Origin of the sequence: Tepidibacter thalassicus DSM 15285 (genome assembly GCF_900129915.1) — a bacterium.
In the GTDB taxonomy this organism is placed as follows: Bacteria; Bacillota; Clostridia; order Peptostreptococcales; family Peptostreptococcaceae; genus Tepidibacter; species Tepidibacter thalassicus.
In genome coordinates this window covers 71,864-93,224 of record NZ_FQXH01000008.1, presented here as the reverse complement: position 1 = coordinate 93,224, position 21,361 = coordinate 71,864, and the positions used below count along the sequence as shown (strand labels likewise).

The 21,361-nt window shown below is 25.9% G+C and carries 18 protein-coding genes; 16 read left to right on the top strand and 2 right to left on the bottom strand.

Annotated features, from left to right (window positions below; genetic code table 11):
• Nucleotides 1–65: 65 nt before the first annotated feature.
• The 5 genes from BUA19_RS04535 (at nt 66) to BUA19_RS04515 (ending at nt 5,894) form a co-directional block, all read left to right on the top strand.
• Complete coding sequence (locus BUA19_RS04535; RefSeq protein ID WP_072724147.1) at nt 66–1,961, top strand: ATP-dependent nuclease; 1,896 nt, start codon at nt 66–68, stop codon at nt 1,959–1,961.
• A gap of 3 nt (nt 1,962–1,964) precedes the next feature.
• On the top strand, nt 1,965–3,728 hold the full coding sequence (locus BUA19_RS04530; protein WP_072724145.1) for a UvrD-helicase domain-containing protein: 1,764 nt from the start codon (nt 1,965–1,967) through the stop codon (nt 3,726–3,728).
• A gap of 107 nt (nt 3,729–3,835) precedes the next feature.
• Nucleotides 3,836–4,225, top strand: coding sequence for a helix-turn-helix domain-containing protein (locus tag BUA19_RS04525; RefSeq protein ID WP_207645972.1), 390 nt, complete (start codon nt 3,836–3,838; stop codon nt 4,223–4,225).
• A 9-nt stretch (nt 4,226–4,234) separates the two neighbouring features.
• Nucleotides 4,235–5,038, top strand: coding sequence for an ImmA/IrrE family metallo-endopeptidase (locus BUA19_RS04520; protein WP_072724144.1), 804 nt, complete (start codon nt 4,235–4,237; stop codon nt 5,036–5,038).
• Nucleotides 5,025–5,894 (top strand): hypothetical protein, encoded by an 870-nt coding sequence (locus tag BUA19_RS04515; RefSeq protein ID WP_072724142.1) that lies wholly within the window; start codon nt 5,025–5,027, stop codon nt 5,892–5,894. The genes BUA19_RS04520 and BUA19_RS04515 overlap by 14 nt, the downstream gene beginning before the upstream one ends.
• A 50-nt stretch (nt 5,895–5,944) precedes the next feature.
• On the opposite strand, the gene BUA19_RS04510 is transcribed toward BUA19_RS04515, so the two are convergent.
• A complete protein-coding gene (locus BUA19_RS04510) occupies nt 5,945–6,841 on the bottom strand; it encodes a tyrosine-type recombinase/integrase (RefSeq protein ID WP_072724141.1) in 897 nt (298 codons plus the stop codon).
• Nucleotides 6,842–7,249: 408 nt separating this feature from the next.
• Here BUA19_RS04510 and BUA19_RS04505 point away from each other — a divergent pair, with 408 nt between their 5' ends.
• The 5 genes from BUA19_RS04505 (at nt 7,250) to BUA19_RS04485 (ending at nt 14,355) form a co-directional block, all read left to right on the top strand.
• On the top strand, nt 7,250–8,452 hold the full coding sequence (locus BUA19_RS04505) for a sensor domain-containing diguanylate cyclase (RefSeq protein ID WP_072724139.1): 1,203 nt from the start codon (nt 7,250–7,252) through the stop codon (nt 8,450–8,452).
• 141 nt (nt 8,453–8,593) lie between these two features.
• A complete protein-coding gene (locus tag BUA19_RS04500; protein WP_072724137.1) occupies nt 8,594–9,496 on the top strand; it encodes a patatin-like phospholipase family protein in 903 nt (300 codons plus the stop codon).
• A gap of 170 nt (nt 9,497–9,666) precedes the next feature.
• A complete protein-coding gene (locus BUA19_RS04495) occupies nt 9,667–10,998 on the top strand; it encodes an MFS transporter (RefSeq protein ID WP_072724136.1) in 1,332 nt (443 codons plus the stop codon).
• A 104-nt stretch (nt 10,999–11,102) separates the two neighbouring features.
• Nucleotides 11,103–13,943 (top strand): Eco57I restriction-modification methylase domain-containing protein, encoded by a 2,841-nt coding sequence (locus tag BUA19_RS04490; RefSeq protein ID WP_072724134.1) that lies wholly within the window; start codon nt 11,103–11,105, stop codon nt 13,941–13,943.
• A gap of 64 nt (nt 13,944–14,007) precedes the next feature.
• Nucleotides 14,008–14,355 (top strand): hypothetical protein, encoded by a 348-nt coding sequence (locus BUA19_RS04485; protein WP_072724132.1) that lies wholly within the window; start codon nt 14,008–14,010, stop codon nt 14,353–14,355.
• Between the two features lie 24 nt (nt 14,356–14,379).
• Here the strand turns inward: BUA19_RS04485 and BUA19_RS04480 are convergent, their stop codons facing one another.
• On the bottom strand, nt 14,380–15,312 hold the full coding sequence (locus BUA19_RS04480; protein WP_072724130.1) for a DUF362 domain-containing protein: 933 nt from the start codon (nt 15,310–15,312) through the stop codon (nt 14,380–14,382).
• Between the two features lie 98 nt (nt 15,313–15,410).
• On the opposite strand from BUA19_RS04480, the gene BUA19_RS04475 reads away from it, so the two are divergent.
• From BUA19_RS04475 to ptsP, 6 genes are all read left to right on the top strand, one after another.
• Nucleotides 15,411–16,295: a LysR family transcriptional regulator gene (locus BUA19_RS04475; RefSeq protein WP_072724128.1), complete on the top strand. Its 885-nt coding sequence runs from the start codon at nt 15,411–15,413 to the stop codon at nt 16,293–16,295.
• Between the two features lie 94 nt (nt 16,296–16,389).
• Nucleotides 16,390–17,355: a YeiH family protein gene (locus BUA19_RS04470; RefSeq protein WP_072724126.1), complete on the top strand. Its 966-nt coding sequence runs from the start codon at nt 16,390–16,392 to the stop codon at nt 17,353–17,355.
• A gap of 131 nt (nt 17,356–17,486) precedes the next feature.
• Nucleotides 17,487–18,014, top strand: a complete 528-nt coding sequence (locus tag BUA19_RS04465; protein WP_072724328.1) for a (Fe-S)-binding protein — start codon at nt 17,487–17,489, stop codon at nt 18,012–18,014.
• A 209-nt stretch (nt 18,015–18,223) separates the two neighbouring features.
• Nucleotides 18,224–19,066 (top strand): BglG family transcription antiterminator, encoded by an 843-nt coding sequence (locus tag BUA19_RS04460; protein WP_072724123.1) that lies wholly within the window; start codon nt 18,224–18,226, stop codon nt 19,064–19,066.
• 143 nt (nt 19,067–19,209) lie between these two features.
• A complete protein-coding gene (locus BUA19_RS04455) occupies nt 19,210–19,473 on the top strand; it encodes an HPr family phosphocarrier protein (RefSeq protein ID WP_072724122.1) in 264 nt (87 codons plus the stop codon).
• A gap of 109 nt (nt 19,474–19,582) precedes the next feature.
• Nucleotides 19,583–21,289, top strand: a complete 1,707-nt coding sequence (gene ptsP / locus BUA19_RS04450) for a phosphoenolpyruvate--protein phosphotransferase (protein WP_072724120.1) — start codon at nt 19,583–19,585, stop codon at nt 21,287–21,289.
• The last annotated feature ends 72 nt before the right edge of the window (nt 21,290–21,361 follow it).

Below are 21,361 nucleotides of genomic sequence, written 5' to 3'. Positions count from 1 at the left end.
GTTTTAAGAAAAAGTATTATAATGAGTATATGGAAAAAAATACATTTCAATAATGGAGGTAGAAAATGTATATTTATAAAATTAAAATAAGAAACTTTAGAAATTTAAAAAAGTTTGATTGGAAGCCTAATAAGGGAAAAAATATAATTTTAGGTCCAAATGGTTCAGGTAAGTCAACATTGGCAATAGCATTAAATTATTTATTAAACCCGTATATACAATGGTATAATAAAACACTATCAGAAATGGATTATTATGATAGAAATGTTAATAATCAAGTTCTAATTGAAGTTTGGTTCAAAGGGGTAGATAATTTTATTGATGATGATGGTGAATTGTTTTTAGAGCATGTAGATGAGAATGATATAATTAGTGAAAAAGGCAAAGAACTTGTTCTAATTACAAGATTTAAAGCAGATTCAGATAGAAAAGTGTCACATAGTATTTTTACAAATGGTAAAGAAATTCCGTTTAGACAATCTCACAAAGGTATAATTAATTATAAATATATTGAAGCTAATAGAGACCCTTTAAAAGAATTATCTTTTGTAAGTAATTCTACTCTTTCTAAGATTATTCAAGGAGAGGAATTAAGTGATTTAATGCAGAATATTATTGACGAATTCAATAATACATCTAGTGCTTCCTTATTAAGCAATAATTATTTTAAAAGCACTTTAAATAAATTAGGAAGTAATTTTGCTGAATTTAATTTAATAGCAAATGATGAATTTGCTATAGGTATTGAAGCTACTGAATTAACTGAAAGAAAAACTTTACAGGCATTTAGTTTAGTATGTAAGGACAAAGTTACATCTAATTATATTCCGTTAAAATATCAATCTAGAGGTATAAAGAACTTGATGCTATTATTAGTATTACAAGAGACATTAAAAGATAATGGAATATTATTTCTTGAAGAACCTGAACAAAATCTTGAACCTTTTATGCAAAGAAAAATTATTAAAAAATTAAGTTCAGAAAATAATGGACAAGTATTTTTCACTACTCACTCAATAGAAGTTGCAAAATTATATGATTTCAATAATATTTTTCTAATGAGAAATGGAAGAATTAAAAGTTTACCACAAGCTAAAGAAGTTGATGATAAGTTCGAAAGTAGAATAGAAAAATTTGCAAAAAGAGAATTATTATCAGGTTTATTCTCTAAAGGGATTCTTTTAGTGGAAGGTGATTCAGAACTATCAGGATTTCCTTTATTTTCACAGGCAATCCCTAATGGACTAGAGGACAGTGGTGTTGAAATAATTAAGGGTGATGGAAAAGATGGAGTTTATAAATATGCACTGTTTTATAATATGTGTGATATTCCGTGTATTTCTTTAGTGGATAATGATACAGATATTGATGGATTATTAAATAAATTTAAGAAAAAAGATATTAAATGCTTAGTATTAAATCAGCCAAAAGATTATGAATGTTCATTAATTAGCATGCAAATTTTTCAACAATTCTGGAAGGAATTATTTGAAGAAATATATCCATTTAGTAGATATAAGGACAATTACTTAAAACCTTTTGTTTCTAAGTATTCTAAAAGTGACGTTTTAAAGAGAAAATATGAAAAGAATGAAGATAGTATTAGGAAAGTAAAAGCACTTAGTGAATTAATAGAATTTTTAGATGAAGATGAAATAAAAGATTACCAGAAGGAGTTTTTGCATATAAATCTTGCAGGTATTGTTAATTCAAAATACGTAGCATCATATTTGATTGAAAAAGCATTGGATACTCAAGTGAGTGATTTTTTACCAGTTTCCTTTATGAATATTTTCAGAATTATAAGTGCATATATGAAAAATAATGTAGTGTGTCAGGCGATTGATAGATGTATTGTTAATAAGGTCATAGATGAGTCATTTGAATGTGAATGTATGTGTGAAAAATGTGCAAGTCTAAAATCAGGATATACAAATGTTTTACAGATTAAGGGTGAATAATATATGGAAGCAAATAAAGAACAGCAATCAATAATTGAATATTATACTAAAAATCATTCTGAAAAGAGAATATTGTTAGTTGAAGCTCCGCCGGGAACGGGAAAAACATTTACTGCTGTTGCTACTGCAATAGAATATACAAAAAAACAATTAGAAATAAACACTAAATATAATAAAAAAGTACTAATACTTACATTTTCAAAAAATGCTAGAGCTCAAATTGAAAAGCAGTTAGAGCAATTTAGTGATAACAACATAAATTTCCAAAAATTTATTGAAATAAGTAATTTTCATTCTTTTTTTCAAAAGTATGTATGGGCGTATAGCAAATATCTAGGATTGAAGGAGGATTTAAATATATTGTCACCTAAGCAAAGAAAATTTATGTTAAGCAATGAATTTATAAAAATACAAGCGTATGATGGTGATGATAAGCAGTATGAATGGGCTGAATCTTTGTTAGAAGGAGAATTTTACCCGCTAACATATAAAGGGAATATTAAACCTTCCATTAAAAAATTAATTCCTTATAAAGAAGAATTAAAAGATATTATAAAAAATATTAATAAGGATGGTTATATTGGGTTTTCAGATATAGGTTATTATATGAATGAACTATTGAATAAATCAGAGTTGTTATTAAAAACTATTCAAAATAAATATAACTTAATAATATTAGATGAATATCAAGATGCTTCTGATTTGCAAGATAAGATTGTCAAGAAATTAATAGGGAAACAAAATAAAGCAATATTTTTTGCTGATTCTAAGCAAATGATATACGGATGGAGAGGAGCTGATTCTAATAGACTTTTAGATTTACTGAAGTATTATGACTTAGAAATTGAACAGAAATCTTTAAAAAAATCTATGAGATTTAAGAATCATAAAGATATTGAAAATGTTCTTAATCTTGCAAGAGAAGGGAAATATAATATATATGATTTTAATTCATCTTCTAACATTAAATATATAAAGGTTGAAGTAAATGATAAAAATTTATATTCTAGGCAGAGTAAAAATCAAATGTATGCTGCTTTGAAGTATAAAATTAAAAATGCGTTACCCAAATATGAGGATATACAGGGAAAATCAGTAGGTATACTATGTAGAAGTAATGAATTAGTAAGGTATATTAAGAAAAGTTTAAGAGAAGAATTTAAGATAACTACATATGAACTTAATAACAATGAAGAAGAACATAATATAATGGGTGACTTAGTAAAGTTTTTTTCAAAGACTGATTTAAATATAGATGAATTAACTAGAGAAATGTTGAAGTATATATTTGCTGTTATATACGATGAAAAGATTGGAAGTATCAAGAAGAATAAATTGAATACTATTATGTATAATAATTTGAAAAGAGCAAGAACACCTATATTAAAGGAATTTGCAAATTTGATAGAGCAAGCTGAAAATACAAAAGAATATAAAGAGACTCTTATTAAATGTATAGAAATAGTAAAAGATAATGATTTAAAAGTTAATTATGATATGTATAGTTTATTAAAAAGAGTTTTGCTTTGTAGTAGTAATAAAGCAGATAATATAAATAATTTATTTTTGCAACATCAATATTTAAAAGCATATAAAGAGTTAAAAGGAATATATGTTTTGAATGTACACCAGTCAAAAGGGCGTGAATTTGACTATACATATGTAATTGATAGAGAAAATATTATCAAAGAAGATAATTTACTATATGTTGCATTAAGTAGAGTAAAAGATAAATTGGTAATTTTTGATTGGATAATGAAAAAATAACTGAAATACTTTGTAAAAATTTTTTTTACAAAGTATCATTTTTTGCAATTGTGGTATATAATAATAGTAAGAAAATAGATTTGTTTCAATGAAAGGAAGTGAAACTGATGAATATAGTAAAGAAATATAACATGGAGCTGCTTTTTCAAAAGAGAGATAAAGTAGGTGAAAATATACTAAATTTTATTAAAGATAATGGTTATACCAAATCTGGTTTTGCTAAAATTACAAATATTTCAAGACCTACACTAGATAAATTAATTAATGGTGAAATAGACAGTATAACAACATTTACTACTCATATACAAAAAATTACAGATAGCCAAAATATCAGTGAAATGGACTTATTAGAAGATAAACCTAAATCTGATAATACTCCTATAAATGCATTTTCTGATAATTCTCCTGAAAATCATAAAAGAAAGCCAGAAGCAAAAGAAATGTTCATGATACTAGACGATATAATAAGTCTTTATGAAATGTACTATAATAAGTAGGTGAATAATATGTCAGATATTATAACAAGTAAAAATTTGGATGATATTATAGAAAGCAATAAAAAAATAAGAGATGATGTTATTCGTTTGGTAAATGAAACTAAGGTCAGATTTAATACTTCAGTAGTAACCAGTGCAGATAGATTTGCATTTAAGATTTTAAAAGAAAATAATTTGATTCAAATGCCTGTTGAAGATAAATATTTTGGTGGAGCAATTATAGTAAAAGGTAATTTAAGAATTCCTATAATAAATACAGCACAACCAAGAGTTTATCAATATTTTGTAGCTTGGCATGAAATATACCATTTATTTTATGATAATAATATACAAAATGAAACTCATGAAGTAAAAATAGATATGGAAATAAATGAAAGAATGGCTGATTATTTTGCTGCTAACATGATATTAGGAAATGTATACGATTATTATTATTCTTTAGAAGATGAAAATTTTATTGATAGAATAATAAAATGTATGGATGTTTATAAGGCTCCATATAAAGCTGTTCTTATTCAATTATACGAAGATGCACTTTTAAAATATAATGACAGTAATTTGAAAAAGAGCATATTGAATAATTTTGATAATCAACCAGAAAACTTAATAGGAAAATTTGAAGAACTAGGATTAGATTCTGAATTAGTTAAGCCATCTTATCTTTTCGATACAGGGGATTTAGAAAAGAGGATAGTCAAAAATATAAAAGGAAATCCTGAAGTTACTTATCATGAAGATAATTATAAGCACTTTCTAAATATAAAGAGAACTGTAAAGAAGTTAGTGGAGGACTTGTCCTATGACAATAGATAGTATCAGTAATTTAAAAGAATTATTAATGGGCAAGTCTCTTAAAATTTGTATATTGGATAATAATTCTTTAGAGTTTTTAAATAGAATAAAAGAGTATGTAAGTGCTAAAGATGTTTTTGGTGGTTATGATTTGATTTTGGTGCCAGAATGGATAAGGACAGAAATTGAAGATAGTGAGTATAGAAAAGCATATGTAAACAGACTATTAGAAATAGATAATATTTATTTTTATTATGTTGATGAATTAGAATATTTAGAGCTAATAAATTATAAAGATGCAGATTTGTTTAATTTATTTTTATATTCTTGTGGTAGTGTTAAGCCCCTTGAAAGTTTTATAAAAAGATATATATTGAAAAATAAGCCCCTTGAAGAGCTAGATGATTACGAAACTTGGCTTAATATTTTATATATAGATGGTTTCAAAGGTGAAATCCTTTCAAGGGGAAGAGAACGAAAGAAAAATGCAGGAGAAATATCAATATGTGTTCTTTCATTGATTTTAGCATATTTTTATATAGATAGCGTAGAGAATATTACTATATTTACAAATGATAGAGATGCTTATGATTTCAATAAGTATGCAGTAAATAAGCTGCATAGTCATAAAGATTATAAAAATATAGAACATAAACCAATTACATTTAAATCAAATGACTTTTTAATTTATGAATTATTTAATAAAGGATTATTGACCATAGAATATGAAGAGGACATGAGTAAATTTAGGAACGAAAGATGGATAAATTATGCAAGGAAAAAACATGATAATTCTATAGAAGAAGGGTATAAACTAGTTAAAAATGCAGAGTTTATGGAAATGATAAAAGATAATACGTTATACATAGTTTTTTAATACATAATAAATTAGGTTGGCTTTTGAGTCAACCTAATTTATTATGAAAGTTATTTTGATGCAAATGGTAGTTTCTGCACCTCTGTTCTAAGGTGATTTGTGTTCACATGAGCATAAACTTGGGAACTATTTAAATCAGAGTGACCTAGTAGCTTTTGAATACTTAATATAGAAACTCCATTTAAAGCAAGGTGAGAGGCATAAGTGTGCCTAAGGGTATGTATGGTATATCCTTTCTTATCCAATCCCAAATACTTCATATAACGTCTAATAGTTTGAGATAGAGGGGTTGCACTTAAACGATTACCATATTGTGATATAAATACTGCATGATTTGTAATAGGAAGCCTAGTTTGTAAGTATTTCCAAAGTTCAGATAATAGCGGCTCTGTAATAGGTATTACTCGTTGTTTTTTTCCTTTAGCGTGTTTAACTGTAATCATTTTTTCACCAAAATCAATATCTTCCCAATCTAAAGCTAAAAGCTCCTGACGGCGCATGCCAGTCATAAGGAACATCATAAGAATAACTCGATTCCTAAGTGCATTTTCTGGTGAAAGTTTTTCAGGCATTTTAAGTAATTGCTCTATTTCGGTTTCAGATAGAAATTTGGGTATTACATCAGGTGCTTTAGGTGCATGAATAGGTAACATAGGATTTTGAGTGAGATATCCTTGTTCTATTAAAAATTTATAGTAAGAAGATAGAGAATGAATTCTACGTCTTATAGTATATGTGGCATAGTTCTTTTCTGTTTTTAGATGGGCAACGTATCTACGTAAAATTGGTGTAGTTACAGTATGCAAGCTAGGTTTTATACCTTTTGCTTTTAAAAAAGAAACAAATTGTTTAAAATCAGTACTGTAATTTTTTATGGTATGCTTTGATACATCTTTTTCTCCTTTTAAGTAGTCTAAAAATTCATCATAGTAATAGGTTATATCCATATGTACTCCTCCTTCTAAAATGATATCATTAAATTAACTATATATTTTTAGTGGATACAAGCAGTACATAACTAGGTTATAGTACTACTATTTTCAGCCCTGTTTTTGTAATGAGGCTTGAAAGTCAGTAACCACGCCAAATAGTACATATGGCAATTGAAGGGATGTTACCTCGGCTTACAGACTTACTCGTATATGAAAAGAAAAACACTGCCTTTTAAGGTGGTGTTTTTTAGTTTATATAATTATTTGTATTAATATAATTTGAAAATTATATAAAATAAAATTTTTTCATATAAAAAAAGGAATTTTAATAATATTTGTTTAATATTAATATATTAAAGATTTGGTTGATAATAAATTTGTCTAAGGGAGTTTTTAAAATTGACAGTTAAGAAGGGATGACCTATGGTGAGTCTGAGAGAAGATGTTAAACAAAAATTGTCAAGAGAATTGTTTTTAGAAATTGAATTTGATTGTACAATTAAAGATGTAACTTCTAATTGTTATAATATTTTAGGATATACTAAAGAAGAGATGATTGGACAAAATATTAAAGAGATTTTTAAAAATAGTGAGCTTAATAAACTATTAAATAAAAATGATAATTCAAAAATTGCAGAGATAATTATTAAAGATAAAAATAATGATGATATATATATGAGTGTAAAAAAAGGTTTTGTTAAAGAAGATAATAAAAACATTATGTTTTTATCTATGATTGATATAACTAAATATAAAGAGAAACTTAATATGGCAAAAAGGTTAATGAGAATATTTGAGAAGTCTAATGATATAATTTTTTCTGCAAGAATTAAACCTGAAATAAAATTTGAATATTTAAGTCCTGCTGTGTATACTAATTTAGGTGTAACTGTAGAAGAATGTAAAAAAAATCCTTTAATACCTTTAGAAATAGTTCATCCAGATGAATATGAAGAGCATAAAAAGAAGTTTGATGGTATCATAGAAGATTATTCCAATAAATTTTATACTAGGTTTATGAATAAAGAAGGAGAATATATTTGGTTTGAAGAATATATAGTGCCAGTATATGATGACAATGGGGATGTAGTGATAGTAGAAGGAATTTCAAGAAATATTCATGAAAGAAAACAATTAGAAGAAAAATTAAGGTATTTAAGTTATCATGATGCTTTAACTGGTCTTTATAATAGGGCATATTTTGATAAGGAAAAGGAAAGATTGGACAAAGAAATTAATACTTCAATAGGTATTATTATTTGTGATCTTGATAATTTGAAAAGCATTAATGATAATCTAGGACATGGAGAAGGAGATGAATTAATAAAATTAGCATCAAAATTAATTAAGAAAAATGTTAATGAAAATGCTGTTGTAGCAAGAATTGGTGGGGATGAATTTGCTATTTTGTTAAAGGGTGTTGACTATAAAGAGGTTGAAAATATAGTAACAAAGTTAAAGAAAACAATTAAAATTTATAATTCAGTTAATCCGGAGATATTGATAGAATTGTCTATTGGATTTGCGTATAGTAAAAATTCTATTGGTTGTGTTAAAGAATTATTTAGAAATGCTGATAAAAATATGTATATAGATAAAAGAAAGAATAAATTTGCTGATATTTAATAAGTTTGGGATTTAGTTAAATGATGTTGAATAAAAGCCATTTAAAACCGAATAGGTTTTAGATGGCTTTTACTTTTATCAATAATATGTTTATATGCATAGTATATATTAAAATTATTGTTAAAAATCGGGGGAGATATTATGACAAAGTATAGGATTATGACATTTGATGGAGGGGGAGTTAGAGGGGCTTTGAGTGCAACTTTATTGAAAAGATTAGATGAACAATTACCTGATTTAATAAAAAAAACAGATCTTTTTGCAGGGACATCTACGGGTTCTTTTATTGCATTAGGACTAGCTTTTGGATTGACACCTAAGGAACTTGTAGAATTATATTCTGTTCGCAATTGTAGATTTATTTTTAATTCTAAGTATCCTGAGTTGTTTAGACCTAGATATAATAATAAAAATTTAAAAAGAGTACTATCAAAAATATTTCCTAAAAATCTTAAATTAAAAGATTTAAAGCGTAAAGTGGTAATACCGTCATTTCAGTTGGTAGGAGATAATGGGGAGGAGTGGGGGCCTAAATTTTATAGTAATTTTTTAGATTCTGATACTAAAAATGCTTATGTTATAGATGTGGCTCTTTGTAGTAGTGCTGCACCTATATATTTTCCTTCTTATAAAAATCATATTGATGGAGGTATTATAGCTAATAATCCTAGTCTTGCGGCAATAGCTATTGCTAGAGATAAAAAGGGAGCAAATCAAAAACTTGATAATATTTATATGTTATCTATTGGAACAGGATTTAATTCATCGAAAATAATGTCAGATACTACTACGTGGGGAGTTTTTGAATGGACTTTGCAACAAGATCCTCCTTATCCATTATTAAATATATTTTTTGATGGAAATATGGAAACTGATAGTTATTATAGTTATCAGCTTTTAAGGAATAAATATTTTAGATTGAATCCTAAAATTTCAAAAATAGTTGATTTAGATGATTGGAGTAAAATACCATATCTTACATCTTTGGCAGAAGAATATAATATTATAAGTGTAGTTGATTGGGTTAAAAAGAATTGGAAATGATAAACTGATGGCGAGATTGCCATTAGTTTATTTTTGGTTATAATTGCGAATTTTGCAAAATATGAAAAATAAATAGAAAGAAATTTGTGAAAATATTGACATCTAATGTATTTAAAGTATATAATAAACTTGTAATATATAAAATAAAAATTATATTAGGGGGATCGGGAATGGAACAAAAAGAATTAAAACGTATTAAATGGAATAGTTGGATGTTTATAGTAAGTTATGCTTTCATGGGAATTTTAAGTGGAGTTGCTTTTGATGTACTTGTAACATTTTTACAAGAAGTATCTCCATCTACTGCGACTTCTTTTTCTACTTGGATGGGGTTAAGTACATTTATTGGTGCAGGGATGCTTTTAATTGCACCTAAATTAGGTTACAAAAAGACTATATTTATAGCACCAATTATATGTATAGTTTCATTATTTGGAATATCTTATAGTAATGTAGATTTAATATTTCCAATTGCTACTCTTGCATTTATAACAGGTTTTGGTTTTTATGATGTAATGCTTGCACCTATGTTAAATGCTTATACAACTAAAGAGAATAGACATAAAACTTTTTCAAGGGCATTATATATTAATGTTTCTGGTATGGTTATTGCGAGTTGGGCTGGAGGACCTTTTATAGTTTACAGATTTGCTTCGAAAATAGGAAAAACTTATGAGAAAGCTAAAGAATTGACTGCTACATTTGAAACTTTAAAAGCTTCAAGTAGTTTGTATAATGCTTATATAGCTGCTCATAGAGATGTATTTTTAGTATCTATTATTCTTTGTATACTTTCTTTAATACCATTATTATTTATAAAAGAACTTCCTATAGATTATAGAGAAGAAAATAAAGATACTGAAAAGAAAAAATTTGATTGGAGTATTTTTAAAAACAAGTATGTTGTTTCATTTGTAATTTATTATGCATTAATAAGATTTGGAGCTTCGCTTATTGTACCATACTTCTCAGTTTATTTAACTAAGTTTATAGGAATAGATAGAGCTACTACATCAACTTTAGTAGGTGCTACTAATTTAGCCATGGTAATATTTATGGTTGTTTCTCCTTGGTTTGTTAAAAAATTTGGTCAAGTTGTTGCTCTTGGAGGTTTATCTTTAGTTTCAATACCATTTATGATGATTATAGCTAATGGGAAAATATTTGGAAGTTCAGCTGTTATAGTAGTTGGTTTAGCATTGTTTTTAAGATCTGGATTTATGAATGCTGCAAATCCAATAATGATGTCGTTACCTATGGAATTTGTTTCAAAAGAATTAAGACCAGCATACAATTCTGTGATATTTGCTGCTGGAGGTATTACAAGTATTTTAGCAGGGCAATTTACTAGAAATATTTTATTTAAGACTCAATCTGGATATGCAACTGCTTATTACATAACTGCTGTAATTTATACTGTGGCATCAGTACTTCTTCTTGTATCTTGTACTAAAAAATACAATCGTTCACATGAAGTGGGCAAAGAGGAGAAAGGTGCTTAAAAATTAAAAGTAGTTAAAGGTAAAAGTCCTAATATTGTAAATGATATTAGGACTTTTGTAGTATTTTTTGTATAATGTAATTATTATAGTATAAGGAGTTGTTTATGAAAGAAAAATCGGTATTTGAAATAAGAAAAATACATAAAAAGCTTATAAATTTATATATGAAAATTTTGAATGAAAAATATAAAAATGATGTAGAATTTAAAAAATTTATAGATAATCAATATAAAGATAATGGTGTGAATTTGTATTCTTGTAAGCAAGCACATATATTTATAAATAAAGTAATAATTCTTAGAATATTTGAAAATAAAGGGATTATATTTGATATAGAGAAAAAATATGAAAATAGAATTGAATTATTTTTATATTTTATAAAAAATTATACATTAGAAAAATTACTAAATTTTTGTTTTGAACACAGTGAAATAATTAAAAGATTTAATATGTATTATGAAGAGTTGGAGATTAATGAAATAAATGATGAAAAAATTTATTTAGAGATTGTTAATATTATAGAAGATATAATACATAAAATAGATTTTTTAATTTTGAGTAGTGATACTATTTTAGGGGATATATATGAAGAATTCATGGACGAAGAAAGACGAAAGACATTAGGTCAGTTTTATACTCCGGATTTTATTATAGAATATATATTACATAAAACCATTGAAAAAGAAGATATAGTTGAGAATCCTTTTGTAAAAATTTTGGATCCAGCTTGTGGAAGTGGACATTTTCTTGTAAAAGCTTATGATATATTAAGAAAAAAATTTGAAGATAATTTAAATGCTTTAAATGAAAAATATTGTGATTGTGAATATGAAGTAAAAAAGAACAATAATATTATAAAAATAAAGGGAAAAGATTATTGGAGAAAAGAAAATATTCATTATCATTTGTTAAAGCACTGTATTTATGGATGTGATATAGATAAATTTGGAATTGGTATTACTATTATAAATTTAATTTTAAAAGATATTAATAATTTTACAGATGAGTTGAATATTGTTAATTGCGATAGTTTAGTACAATGGGAAAAGAGATTTGATTATAGTGTGTTTTTTAAATTTTGGTCGAATAGATATGATTACGTAATTGGAAATCCGCCGTATGTAGGGCATAAACAACTTGATATTGAGTATAAAAAATGGTTATTAAAAGAGTATGATGATGTTTTTAAAGATAAATCTGATTTGTATTATTGTTTTTATAAGAGAATAATTGATGTACTTAAATATAGTGGAAAAGCAAGTGTTATAAGTCCTAGATATTTTATGGAAAGTCCTAGTGGAATGAGTTTGAGATCTTATTTGAAAAATAATTCTAAAATATTAGAAATTGTTGATTTTTATGGAAGTGAAATTTTTAAAGGTGTAGGGATTGCTAGTGCTATATTTACTTTTAAAAAAGAAAATTGTATTGATAATAAAATAGAAGTATATAAACTTAATAATGATGATTTTAAATTTAATAATAGGTGTAAGCTTTGTGAAGTTTTAAATAATAGAAGTGATTTTGAAAAGTTTGCTTTGCATCAAAGTGAATTAAATGATGAAAGGTGGATTTTGATATCAGAAATAAAATACAATATATATAAAAAAATAGAAAGCAATGCTAAATTTAAATTGAAAGAAGTGGTTTGTAGTTTTCAGGGAATAATAACAGGATGTGATAAAGCTTTTGTTTTAAGTTGTGATGATGTTAATAAGTATAGAATAGAAAAAAATATATTGAAAAAATGGATAAAAAATAAAAATATAAATAAATATGTAGTTGATGATACTGATTTAATGCTTATATATTCTAATATAATAGAAGACGAATTAGAATATAAGAATAGTTTGAATTACATAGGGAGATTTAGAGATAGGCTTGAAAATAGAAGGGAATATAAAAAAGGAATAAGAAAATGGTATGAGTTGCAATGGGGAAGGGATAAGAAATTGTTTGAAAATCCTAAAATTGTGTATCCGTATAAAGCTTCAAGTAATAAATTTGCTATTGATAAAAATGGATATTTTTGTAGTGCTGATGTATATTCATTTTGTATAAAAGAGGAATTTATGAATGTGTTTTCATTAGAATATTTGGTTGCAGTATTAAATTCTAAGATATATGAATTTTATTTTAAAATGTTTGCAAAAAAAATGGGAAAAGGAATATACGATTACTATCCTAATTCTATAATGGATTTGAAAATATTAAAAAATTTAGAATATGAAAATATAGAATATATAGGTAAAAAAATATTAAAATTATATGAAAGTGTAAGAGAAATAGAAAAAGAAGATGTCTATAATAAAGAAGATATTTTAATGAGCTTTTATAATAAGAAAGTTGAAATATTAAATATAAAAAAAGATATATACAAATTAGAGAGAGAAGTAGATAAATTAATTGCAAAGTCTTTTAAACTTAGTAATGTAGAAGTAGAATTTATATATAAAAATTTAAATATAAAAACAGTAGAGCAATTAGAAGAAAATATTACAAAAGATGATTTTTTGAATATGCATATCAAACAAAATAAATCAATAGAATATATTGCAAATTTGTATAAATGTGATGAAATTTTTATAGAGATTTTAAGAGAAAAGTATTCTAAAGATTATAGTAAAGATGAGCCATGGCTTTTTTATAATTTATCTGAATTGTATGATGGAATATATTTATTTATAAAGAATGAAGTAGTAAAAATGTTTAAAGAAAATAAGAGAATTATGAATGTAGAAGAAATTAAAGATGTATTGAGTAGAAAACACAAAAATTTTGAAAATATTATAAATACAATAAAAAATAAATCTAGTAAAAGTGATTTGATGGTATTGAAAAAAGTATTAAATAAATATTCTAATAAATTAAATTCTAAAAATTATAAAAAAGAATTGATAAAATACGATAATGATTATTATGGACTTGCTATATGGGAAAAATAATAGTAAACTATAAACTTTTCCTTCATAAATATATAAAGAAGATATAAAAAAGGGAGGAGTTTATATGGTGAAAATGAAAATTAATGAAGAAAAAAATGTGTGTTTAATAGATATAGGTGGATTTGTTACTAAGGAGAATATAAATAAATTTTTAAAAGAGTATAAAGAAAATATAAAGAAAATCAAGCCGACTAAATATAAATTAATAATACATCCAAAAGAATTTAAAACAGATGAAGAAGATGTAATTAAAACTTCTTTTAGAAAATTTTTAAAAACAGGATTTAAAAAAATATTTATAGTGGATGCATTGGGGCTGACAGATAATATTAAATTAAATAAATTAGAAAGAAAATTTTTTTTCAGTAGAGTTAAAATAGTAAACTCTATTGAAGAAGCATTACAAGATTAGTTAAGCCATCACTTTAGTGGTGGCTTATTTATTTCCGTGTATATCTTTTATTTTTTCTTTATCAATAACTATTTCTGTACCGTAGGCAGTTTTAGAAAATATTTTTTCAGCTTCTTCAAGAAGCATCCCTTTTATTTGCATATTTTCGGGTTTTGCTTCTCCGATACCTTCGTTATATGCTCTGTATAAATACTGTACAGCTTGAGGCAAAAATCCAAGCATTCTAGCGCCTATAGTGTCACATGCAACTGGGTCAGTGCCGGCGATTATTAATCCTTTAACATTTATTGATTTTCCATCACTTGGACCACTTCCAATCATTGCTTTATCTGCACTTATTATAGTTAAGTCTATTGGAATTTTTTTAGCCATGGCGACAATAAAACCGTGTAAATCTTCATGTATACCTAAATTTTTTTTAGGAAATCCATGAATTTCTCCTGGAGGCCAGGCTAGAGCAATATTTTTTATGCCAGCACTCATTGTAGCTTCTTCGTGGTGTTTAAGTTGCGTAAATGAAATTAAAACGTCTACTTCATCTATTAATTTATTTATTTTTGTATTAGGTATTATGTTGTGATCGAGTTCTATTGTAGTATATGGGCCGTAATTTAAATCTATAAATTCTACATTTTCTGCTTCAATTATTTTATCATACCCTACATATTTCATTACATCGGGAGTTTGATTACCACCTGAACCAGTTGCTATGTATATTTTAGAAGGATTTTTGGTTTTTATATATTTAATTAATGCTTGTAGCGTATTAGGACCTACAACTGTTGCAGTAGATGGATATTTAGATTTAACCCAGTTTGGAGTAATAACTACTACATCATTACTTTTTATTATTTCATTCATAGGTAGTAAATCCAGAGCATTTTTTAAAGAATCAATTTCATTTTGAGCTTGAGTTATAGCTATTATAGGTTTGGCGATTTTTCTATTAGTTCTCATAAAAAAACCTCCTTTGTATTAGAATTTCCATTAATAACATAAATGATACTAAAAGATATATGATAATGTAGAATAAAAGATTATAGGAAGGTGATATTTTGATAGATACAAGATTGATTACATTTTTGACTGTGGCAAAAACTAAAAACTATACTAAAGCTGGACAAATACTTAATTTAACACAACCGGCTGTATCTCAACAAATTAAGTTTTTAGAGGAATATTATAATGTTAAATTGATAAAAAAGAGAGGTAAGCAAATAGATTTAACTCAAGAAGGAGAAATTTTATTTAAATATGCTAAAGAATTAGAAATATTATCGAGAAATTTAGAATCAAAATTAAAAAATAAATCGAGCATAGTAAAAAAGTACAATATTGGTGCTACTATGACAATAGGAGAGTATGTACTTCCGTATATATTAGGAGAATATAGAAATATATATAAAAATATAGATATTATTTTGAATGTGAATAATACAAAAATTATTATTGAAAAGCTTTTAAATAGAGAGATAGATTTAGCGTTGATAGAAGGATGTTTTGATAAAAGTAAATTTAATTATAAAAAGATGAAAGATGATGAACTTGTTTTAGCGGTTTCTAATAAGCACTATTTTTCAAAAAAGAAAGAAGTAGAATTAGATGAGGTATTAAGTGGAAATTTAATATTAAGAGAGAAAGGTTCTGGAACTAGAGAAATATTTGAAAATAAATTAGTTGAATTGGGATATAACTTAGAAAAAATTAATGTTTATATGGAAATAGGAAGCATAAATGCTATCAAATCTCTTGTGGAATCTAATTTAGGTTATACGGTAATTTCTAAAGAAGCGATAAAAAGAGAAGTAAATCTTGGTGTTATAAATATAGTGCCTATAAAAGATGTAAAAATTATAAGGGAGTTTAATTTTGTATATTTGAATGATGGATTTATGGATTTTATAGATGATTTTATTAACTTCTGTTATACACGTACATAATAAGTATAAATTTTTGTTATGATTTCATAACAAATCATAATTTTTATTTATATATATCCTCTGATATAATTTTATTATAAAGGGGTGATTTAGTATGAAGAATATACCGGGTGTTATATTTGTTTATCTTATTGCTATGGTTTCTATATTTATAAATGATTTTATAAAAAATATTATAAATTTAGAAGCTTTGACAATAGGCATAATAATAGGTATTTTATATAATAACTTATTAAAGACTAGAGACATATTAAAGCCTGGAATAAAATTTTCTTTAAAAACATTATTAAAATTGGGTATTATTTTGTTGGGATTTAAGCTTAATTTTAAATCGCTATTAAATCTTGGCGCAAAATCTCTTTTAATGATAATTGTGTTTGTTCCGAGTGTTTTGTTATTTTCTTATTTATTAGGAAAAGTATTTAAAATAAATAATAGAATTCCTATTTTGCTTGGGGTAGGGTCTAGTATATGTGGAGCTTCAGCTGTTGTTGCCATGGCACCTTGTATAAATGCTGATAAAGATGATTCGGTAGTTGCAGTATCTATTATTAATTTTTTAGGAGCAGTGGGTGTTTTAATATATTCACTTATTGCTGTAACTTCAAATATGAGTAATATAGATTATGGTATTTGGTCAGGTATATCACTTCAAGGAGTTGCACATGCTATTGCAGCTGCTTTTGCTAGAGGGAATGAAGCAGGAGAGATTGGGACATTAGTGAAAATGGGTAGAGTTGTAATGTTAATACCTATGGCTTTGGTTTTAACATATTTATTTAATAGAGAAAAAAGCGATTCGAAAGTAAAATTTCCGATGTACGTACTTTATTTTATAATAGCAGGGATAATAAGTTCACTAGGTGTAATTCCAAAAGAGGTTATACAAATATTAGCAAAGTTAAGTTCTATATTTATACTTATGGCCATGGTTGGTATGGGCTTATCAGTAGATTTAAAAAGTATTAGAGATAAAGGAGCAAAACCTTTTTTATTAGGATGTATTTTATTTACTGTTATATCTATAACTACACATTTTATAGTAATCAACTTTATATAGATAATATAATAAAAGGCATAGGTTATTGATAATCTATGCCTTTTATATTTGGGATTGATAAAATATTGACAAATCAAAACAACAAATGTAGCATTGGTAATAGAGATAAAATTAAAGAAGGGGGAAAGGGAATGTATCTTGATGATATAAAAATAATTTTTATGCAATCATGTGTTGCTGACAGTAAAAAAATAAGATTTAAAGCTAAGTTTTCAAGGGATATATCTGAGGTTTTACCTTATATTAATTCAGTTTTAAAAGATGCAATATACAATAAAAATGCTATGAGTTTAACAATTCGAAAAGAATTTAGAATAATAACACTACACAGTGATATGTTAGCTGTTTCTAAAGCTGTAAATGAAACAGATGCTTATGAAATTATAGATTCTGTAAAAGACTTAATTAACAATACATATGAAAATAAAGAAAAAATAAAACCTTTATATGAAATGAGATCAAAGCCAAGTGCTATAGATGTTTATAATCATCTTCCGAAACTTAATTGTAGAAAATGTGGAGAATATACTTGCCTTGCTTTTGCAACTAAACTTTTAAGTGGAGAGCAGAATATAAAAAGATGTGTACATATATATGATGTTCACAATAGAGAGAATTTGGAGTGGATAGAAGATTTTTTACAAGTATTTGGATATTAAAATTTAAAAAAAGGGAAATGCTAAAATTAGAATTTAAAATTATATTATTAGATTAAAAAGTGAAAATATTTAGACAATATATTTGTTTTTTTGATATAATATTATAGGATAAAAAAATAAAATATTGAAAGTCGTGTCTTGACAAAAAAAATATTATTTTGTAAAATTATATAGGAAAATGGACAACATTTTCCTTCTTGGAGGCTATGATGAGGAAATATGTAGTAAAAAAAATATTGAGTAATAATGCTATTCTTGTCAGTGAAAATGAAAAAGAATACATTTTATTAGGAAAAGGTGTGGGTTTTTCTAAAAAAAGAGGAATGGTTTTAGAAAACATTGAAAATGTCGAAAATACTTTTGTATCTTTGACTGGTGAGGACAAAGATCAATATGAGAGTTTATTGTCTAAAGTTGACAAAGAAGTACTTTCATTAGTTGAAGAAATAATATATATGGCTTCTAGAGAATTAAATGAAGAATTAAATCCTCATATACATATTGGTCTTGTCGATCATATAAACTTTGCAATTAAAAGGCTTAAAGAAGGAATAGAAATAGTAAATCCTTTTTTGATGGAAACAAAACTTATGTATCCTGAAGAGTATTCCATAGCAGAAAAGGCAGTAAATATTTTAAAACAAAAATTGGGAATACAAATACCAGATGCAGAAATTGGATTTATAGCTTTTCATATTCACGGAGGAAGAGTTAATAAAAGCAGAAGTGGGGCACTTAAAAATGCAAAATTAATAAATTTAATAGTTAAATATATTGAAGATAAGTTAAAAATAAATTTAAGAAAAGATTCTTTGGATTATCATAGGTTTGTAACTCATTTAATGGGAGTTTTAGATAGAGTAAAAAATAAAAAATATTTAAAAAATGTGTTATTGCCAAAATTAAAAGAGGAATTTATTGTTGAGTATAAAATCGCTTATGATATTTCAAAAATAATTCAAAATGAGTTAAAACTAAAAGTGCCTGAAGATGAAATAGGATATATGACTCTTCACATATATAAATTAAATAATTCAAATAAAAAAATCTAAGTTGGCGTGTTACTGATATATCAGGCATGAGCCAAAGGTTTTAATGGGGAGTTTGCTAATTTTTGTATAGCAATATTACTATAACCTTTGGTTCATGCTTTTTGATTAATTAATATAAAAAAATAAAAGGAGAGGGTTATAAAATGGAGAAAAAAGTAATAATAAAAAATGAAAGTGGAATACATGCTAGACCAGCAGGAGTATTTGTTAAAAAAGCTTCTGAATTCAAATCTCAAGTAGAAATAGTGTTTAATGGAAAAAAAGTAAATGCTAAGTCTATAATGGGATTAATGAGTTTAGGACTTTCTAAAGGAGATGAAATAACTATAGTAGCTAATGGAGAAGATGCACAAAATGCAGTAAACGAATTAGCAGCTCTTGTTGAAAGTGGATTTGGTGAAATATAAATAAAACTTACATGAAATTTAAGCTTCGGGTGTATTACTCGAAGCATTTATAATTGAATTTTAAAAAACGTTTCGAGAATAATTGGTTTTGAGGAAAGGAGAAATTAATATGTTAAAAGGAACGAATGCATCCCCAGGTATTGCGATAGGTAAAGCATTAGTATTAGAGCATGGTGAAATTAATATAGAGAAGAAAAGTATAGATAATATTGATTCGGAAGAAAAAAAATTTTTAGATGCAGTACAAAAATCAAAAGAAGAATTAATAAAAGTTAAAGAAAAAGCATTAAAGGAAATTGGAGAAGATAAGGCTCAGATATTTGAATCTCATATAATGGTACTTGATGATCCAGAACTTATAGATTCTACGTTGAATAAAATAAAAGAAGAAAAAGTAAATGCAGAATATGCTTTTAGTCAAATTAGAGATATGTTTATTGGAATATTTGAGGCCATGGATAATGAATACATGAGAGAAAGAGCTGCTGATATAAAAGATGTATCAAATAGAGTTTTGAGAAATATTTTAGGTATGAAATTTATTGATTTGGCTTCTCTTGAAGAAGAAGTAATATTAGTAGCTCATGATTTAACTCCATCAGATACAGCTACTATGAATAAAGAAAAAGTTTTGGGATTTTTAACTGATATAGGTGGAAGAACATCTCATACTGCAATAATGGCTAGAACATTAGAAATACCAGCGGTAGTTGGACTTAAAAATATAACAGAGAAAGTTAAAGATGGAGATTTTATAATATTTAATGGAGAAACTGGAGATGTTATATTAAATCCAGATGAGAGTACTATAGAAAAATACAAAAATTTAAAAGAAAATTTTGAAAAAGAAAGAAAAGAATTAGAAGCTTTAAAAGGAAAAGAAAGTAAAACTCTAGATGGAAAGCATGTAGAACTTGCAGGGAATATTGGAACTCCAAAAGATATAGAAGGTCTTATAAAAAATGATGCTGAAGGTGTTGGACTTTATAGAACAGAGTTTTTATATATGCATAGAAATGATTTTCCGAGTGAAGAAGAACAATTTGAAGCATATAAAGCGGTACTTGAGGCTATGAATCCAAAACCTATAGTAATAAGAACTTTAGATATAGGAGGAGATAAAGAACTTTCATATCTACAAATGGATAAAGAGATGAATCCATTTTTAGGATATAGAGCAATAAGACTATGTCTTGACAGAAAAGATATATTTAAAACACAACTTAGAGCGCTTTTAAGAGCTAGTGTGTATGGAAATTTAAGAATAATGTTCCCTATGATATCTTCTCTTGAAGAATTACTTGCAGCTAAAGAAGTGCTTGAAGAAGTTAAAAGAGAACTTGATGAAGAAAATATTTCTTATTCAAAAAATATAGAAGTTGGTATGATGATAGAAGTACCGTCAGCAGCAATTATATCAGATGTTCTTGCTAAACATGTAGATTTCTTTAGTATAGGAACAAATGATTTAATACAATATACTACGGCAGTAGATAGAATGAATGAAAAAATACATTATTTATATAATCAATTTAATCCTGCTGTTCTTAGACTTATAAAAATGGTTATAGATAATGGTCATAAAGAAGGAAAATGGGTAGGAATGTGTGGAGAAGCTGCTGGAGATAAGAGAATGATTCCAATACTTCTTGGAATGGGTCTTGATGAATTTAGTATGAGTCCAATATCTATACTTCCAGCTAGAAAACTTATAAGTTCGTTAAAATATGAAGATATGAAAAAATTGGCTGATGATATTTTAAAATTAGGAACCGCTAAAGAAATAGAAGAATATATTAAAAAAACTTTTGCTTAAAATTAAATAAAATGCAAAAAATCCCATGTTGTTTCATGTAAAAACAATATGGGATTTTTTATGTGATATAAT

Excerpts from the sequence above, each read along its gene's own strand:
- BUA19_RS04535 (WP_072724147.1), top strand. The coding sequence starts at position 66 with ATGTATATTTATAAAATTAAAATAAGAAACTTTAGAAATTTAAAAAAG.
- BUA19_RS04530 (WP_072724145.1), top strand. The coding sequence starts at position 1,965 with ATGGAAGCAAATAAAGAACAGCAATCAATAATTGAATATTATACTAAA.
- BUA19_RS04525 (WP_207645972.1), top strand. The coding sequence starts at position 3,836 with ATGAATATAGTAAAGAAATATAACATGGAGCTGCTTTTTCAAAAGAGA.
- BUA19_RS04520 (WP_072724144.1), top strand. The coding sequence starts at position 4,235 with ATGTCAGATATTATAACAAGTAAAAATTTGGATGATATTATAGAAAGC.
- BUA19_RS04515 (WP_072724142.1), top strand. The coding sequence starts at position 5,025 with ATGACAATAGATAGTATCAGTAATTTAAAAGAATTATTAATGGGCAAG.
- BUA19_RS04510 (WP_072724141.1), bottom strand. The coding sequence starts at position 6,841 with ATGGATATAACCTATTACTATGATGAATTTTTAGACTACTTAAAAGGA.
- BUA19_RS04505 (WP_072724139.1), top strand. The coding sequence starts at position 7,250 with ATGGTGAGTCTGAGAGAAGATGTTAAACAAAAATTGTCAAGAGAATTG.
- BUA19_RS04500 (WP_072724137.1), top strand. The coding sequence starts at position 8,594 with ATGACAAAGTATAGGATTATGACATTTGATGGAGGGGGAGTTAGAGGG.
- BUA19_RS04495 (WP_072724136.1), top strand. The coding sequence starts at position 9,667 with ATGGAACAAAAAGAATTAAAACGTATTAAATGGAATAGTTGGATGTTT.
- BUA19_RS04490 (WP_072724134.1), top strand. The coding sequence starts at position 11,103 with ATGAAAGAAAAATCGGTATTTGAAATAAGAAAAATACATAAAAAGCTT.
- BUA19_RS04485 (WP_072724132.1), top strand. The coding sequence starts at position 14,008 with ATGGTGAAAATGAAAATTAATGAAGAAAAAAATGTGTGTTTAATAGAT.
- BUA19_RS04480 (WP_072724130.1), bottom strand. The coding sequence starts at position 15,312 with ATGAGAACTAATAGAAAAATCGCCAAACCTATAATAGCTATAACTCAA.
- BUA19_RS04470 (WP_072724126.1), top strand. The coding sequence starts at position 16,390 with ATGAAGAATATACCGGGTGTTATATTTGTTTATCTTATTGCTATGGTT.
- BUA19_RS04465 (WP_072724328.1), top strand. The coding sequence starts at position 17,487 with ATGTATCTTGATGATATAAAAATAATTTTTATGCAATCATGTGTTGCT.
- BUA19_RS04460 (WP_072724123.1), top strand. The coding sequence starts at position 18,224 with ATGAGGAAATATGTAGTAAAAAAAATATTGAGTAATAATGCTATTCTT.
- BUA19_RS04455 (WP_072724122.1), top strand. The coding sequence starts at position 19,210 with ATGGAGAAAAAAGTAATAATAAAAAATGAAAGTGGAATACATGCTAGA.
- ptsP (WP_072724120.1), top strand. The coding sequence starts at position 19,583 with ATGTTAAAAGGAACGAATGCATCCCCAGGTATTGCGATAGGTAAAGCA.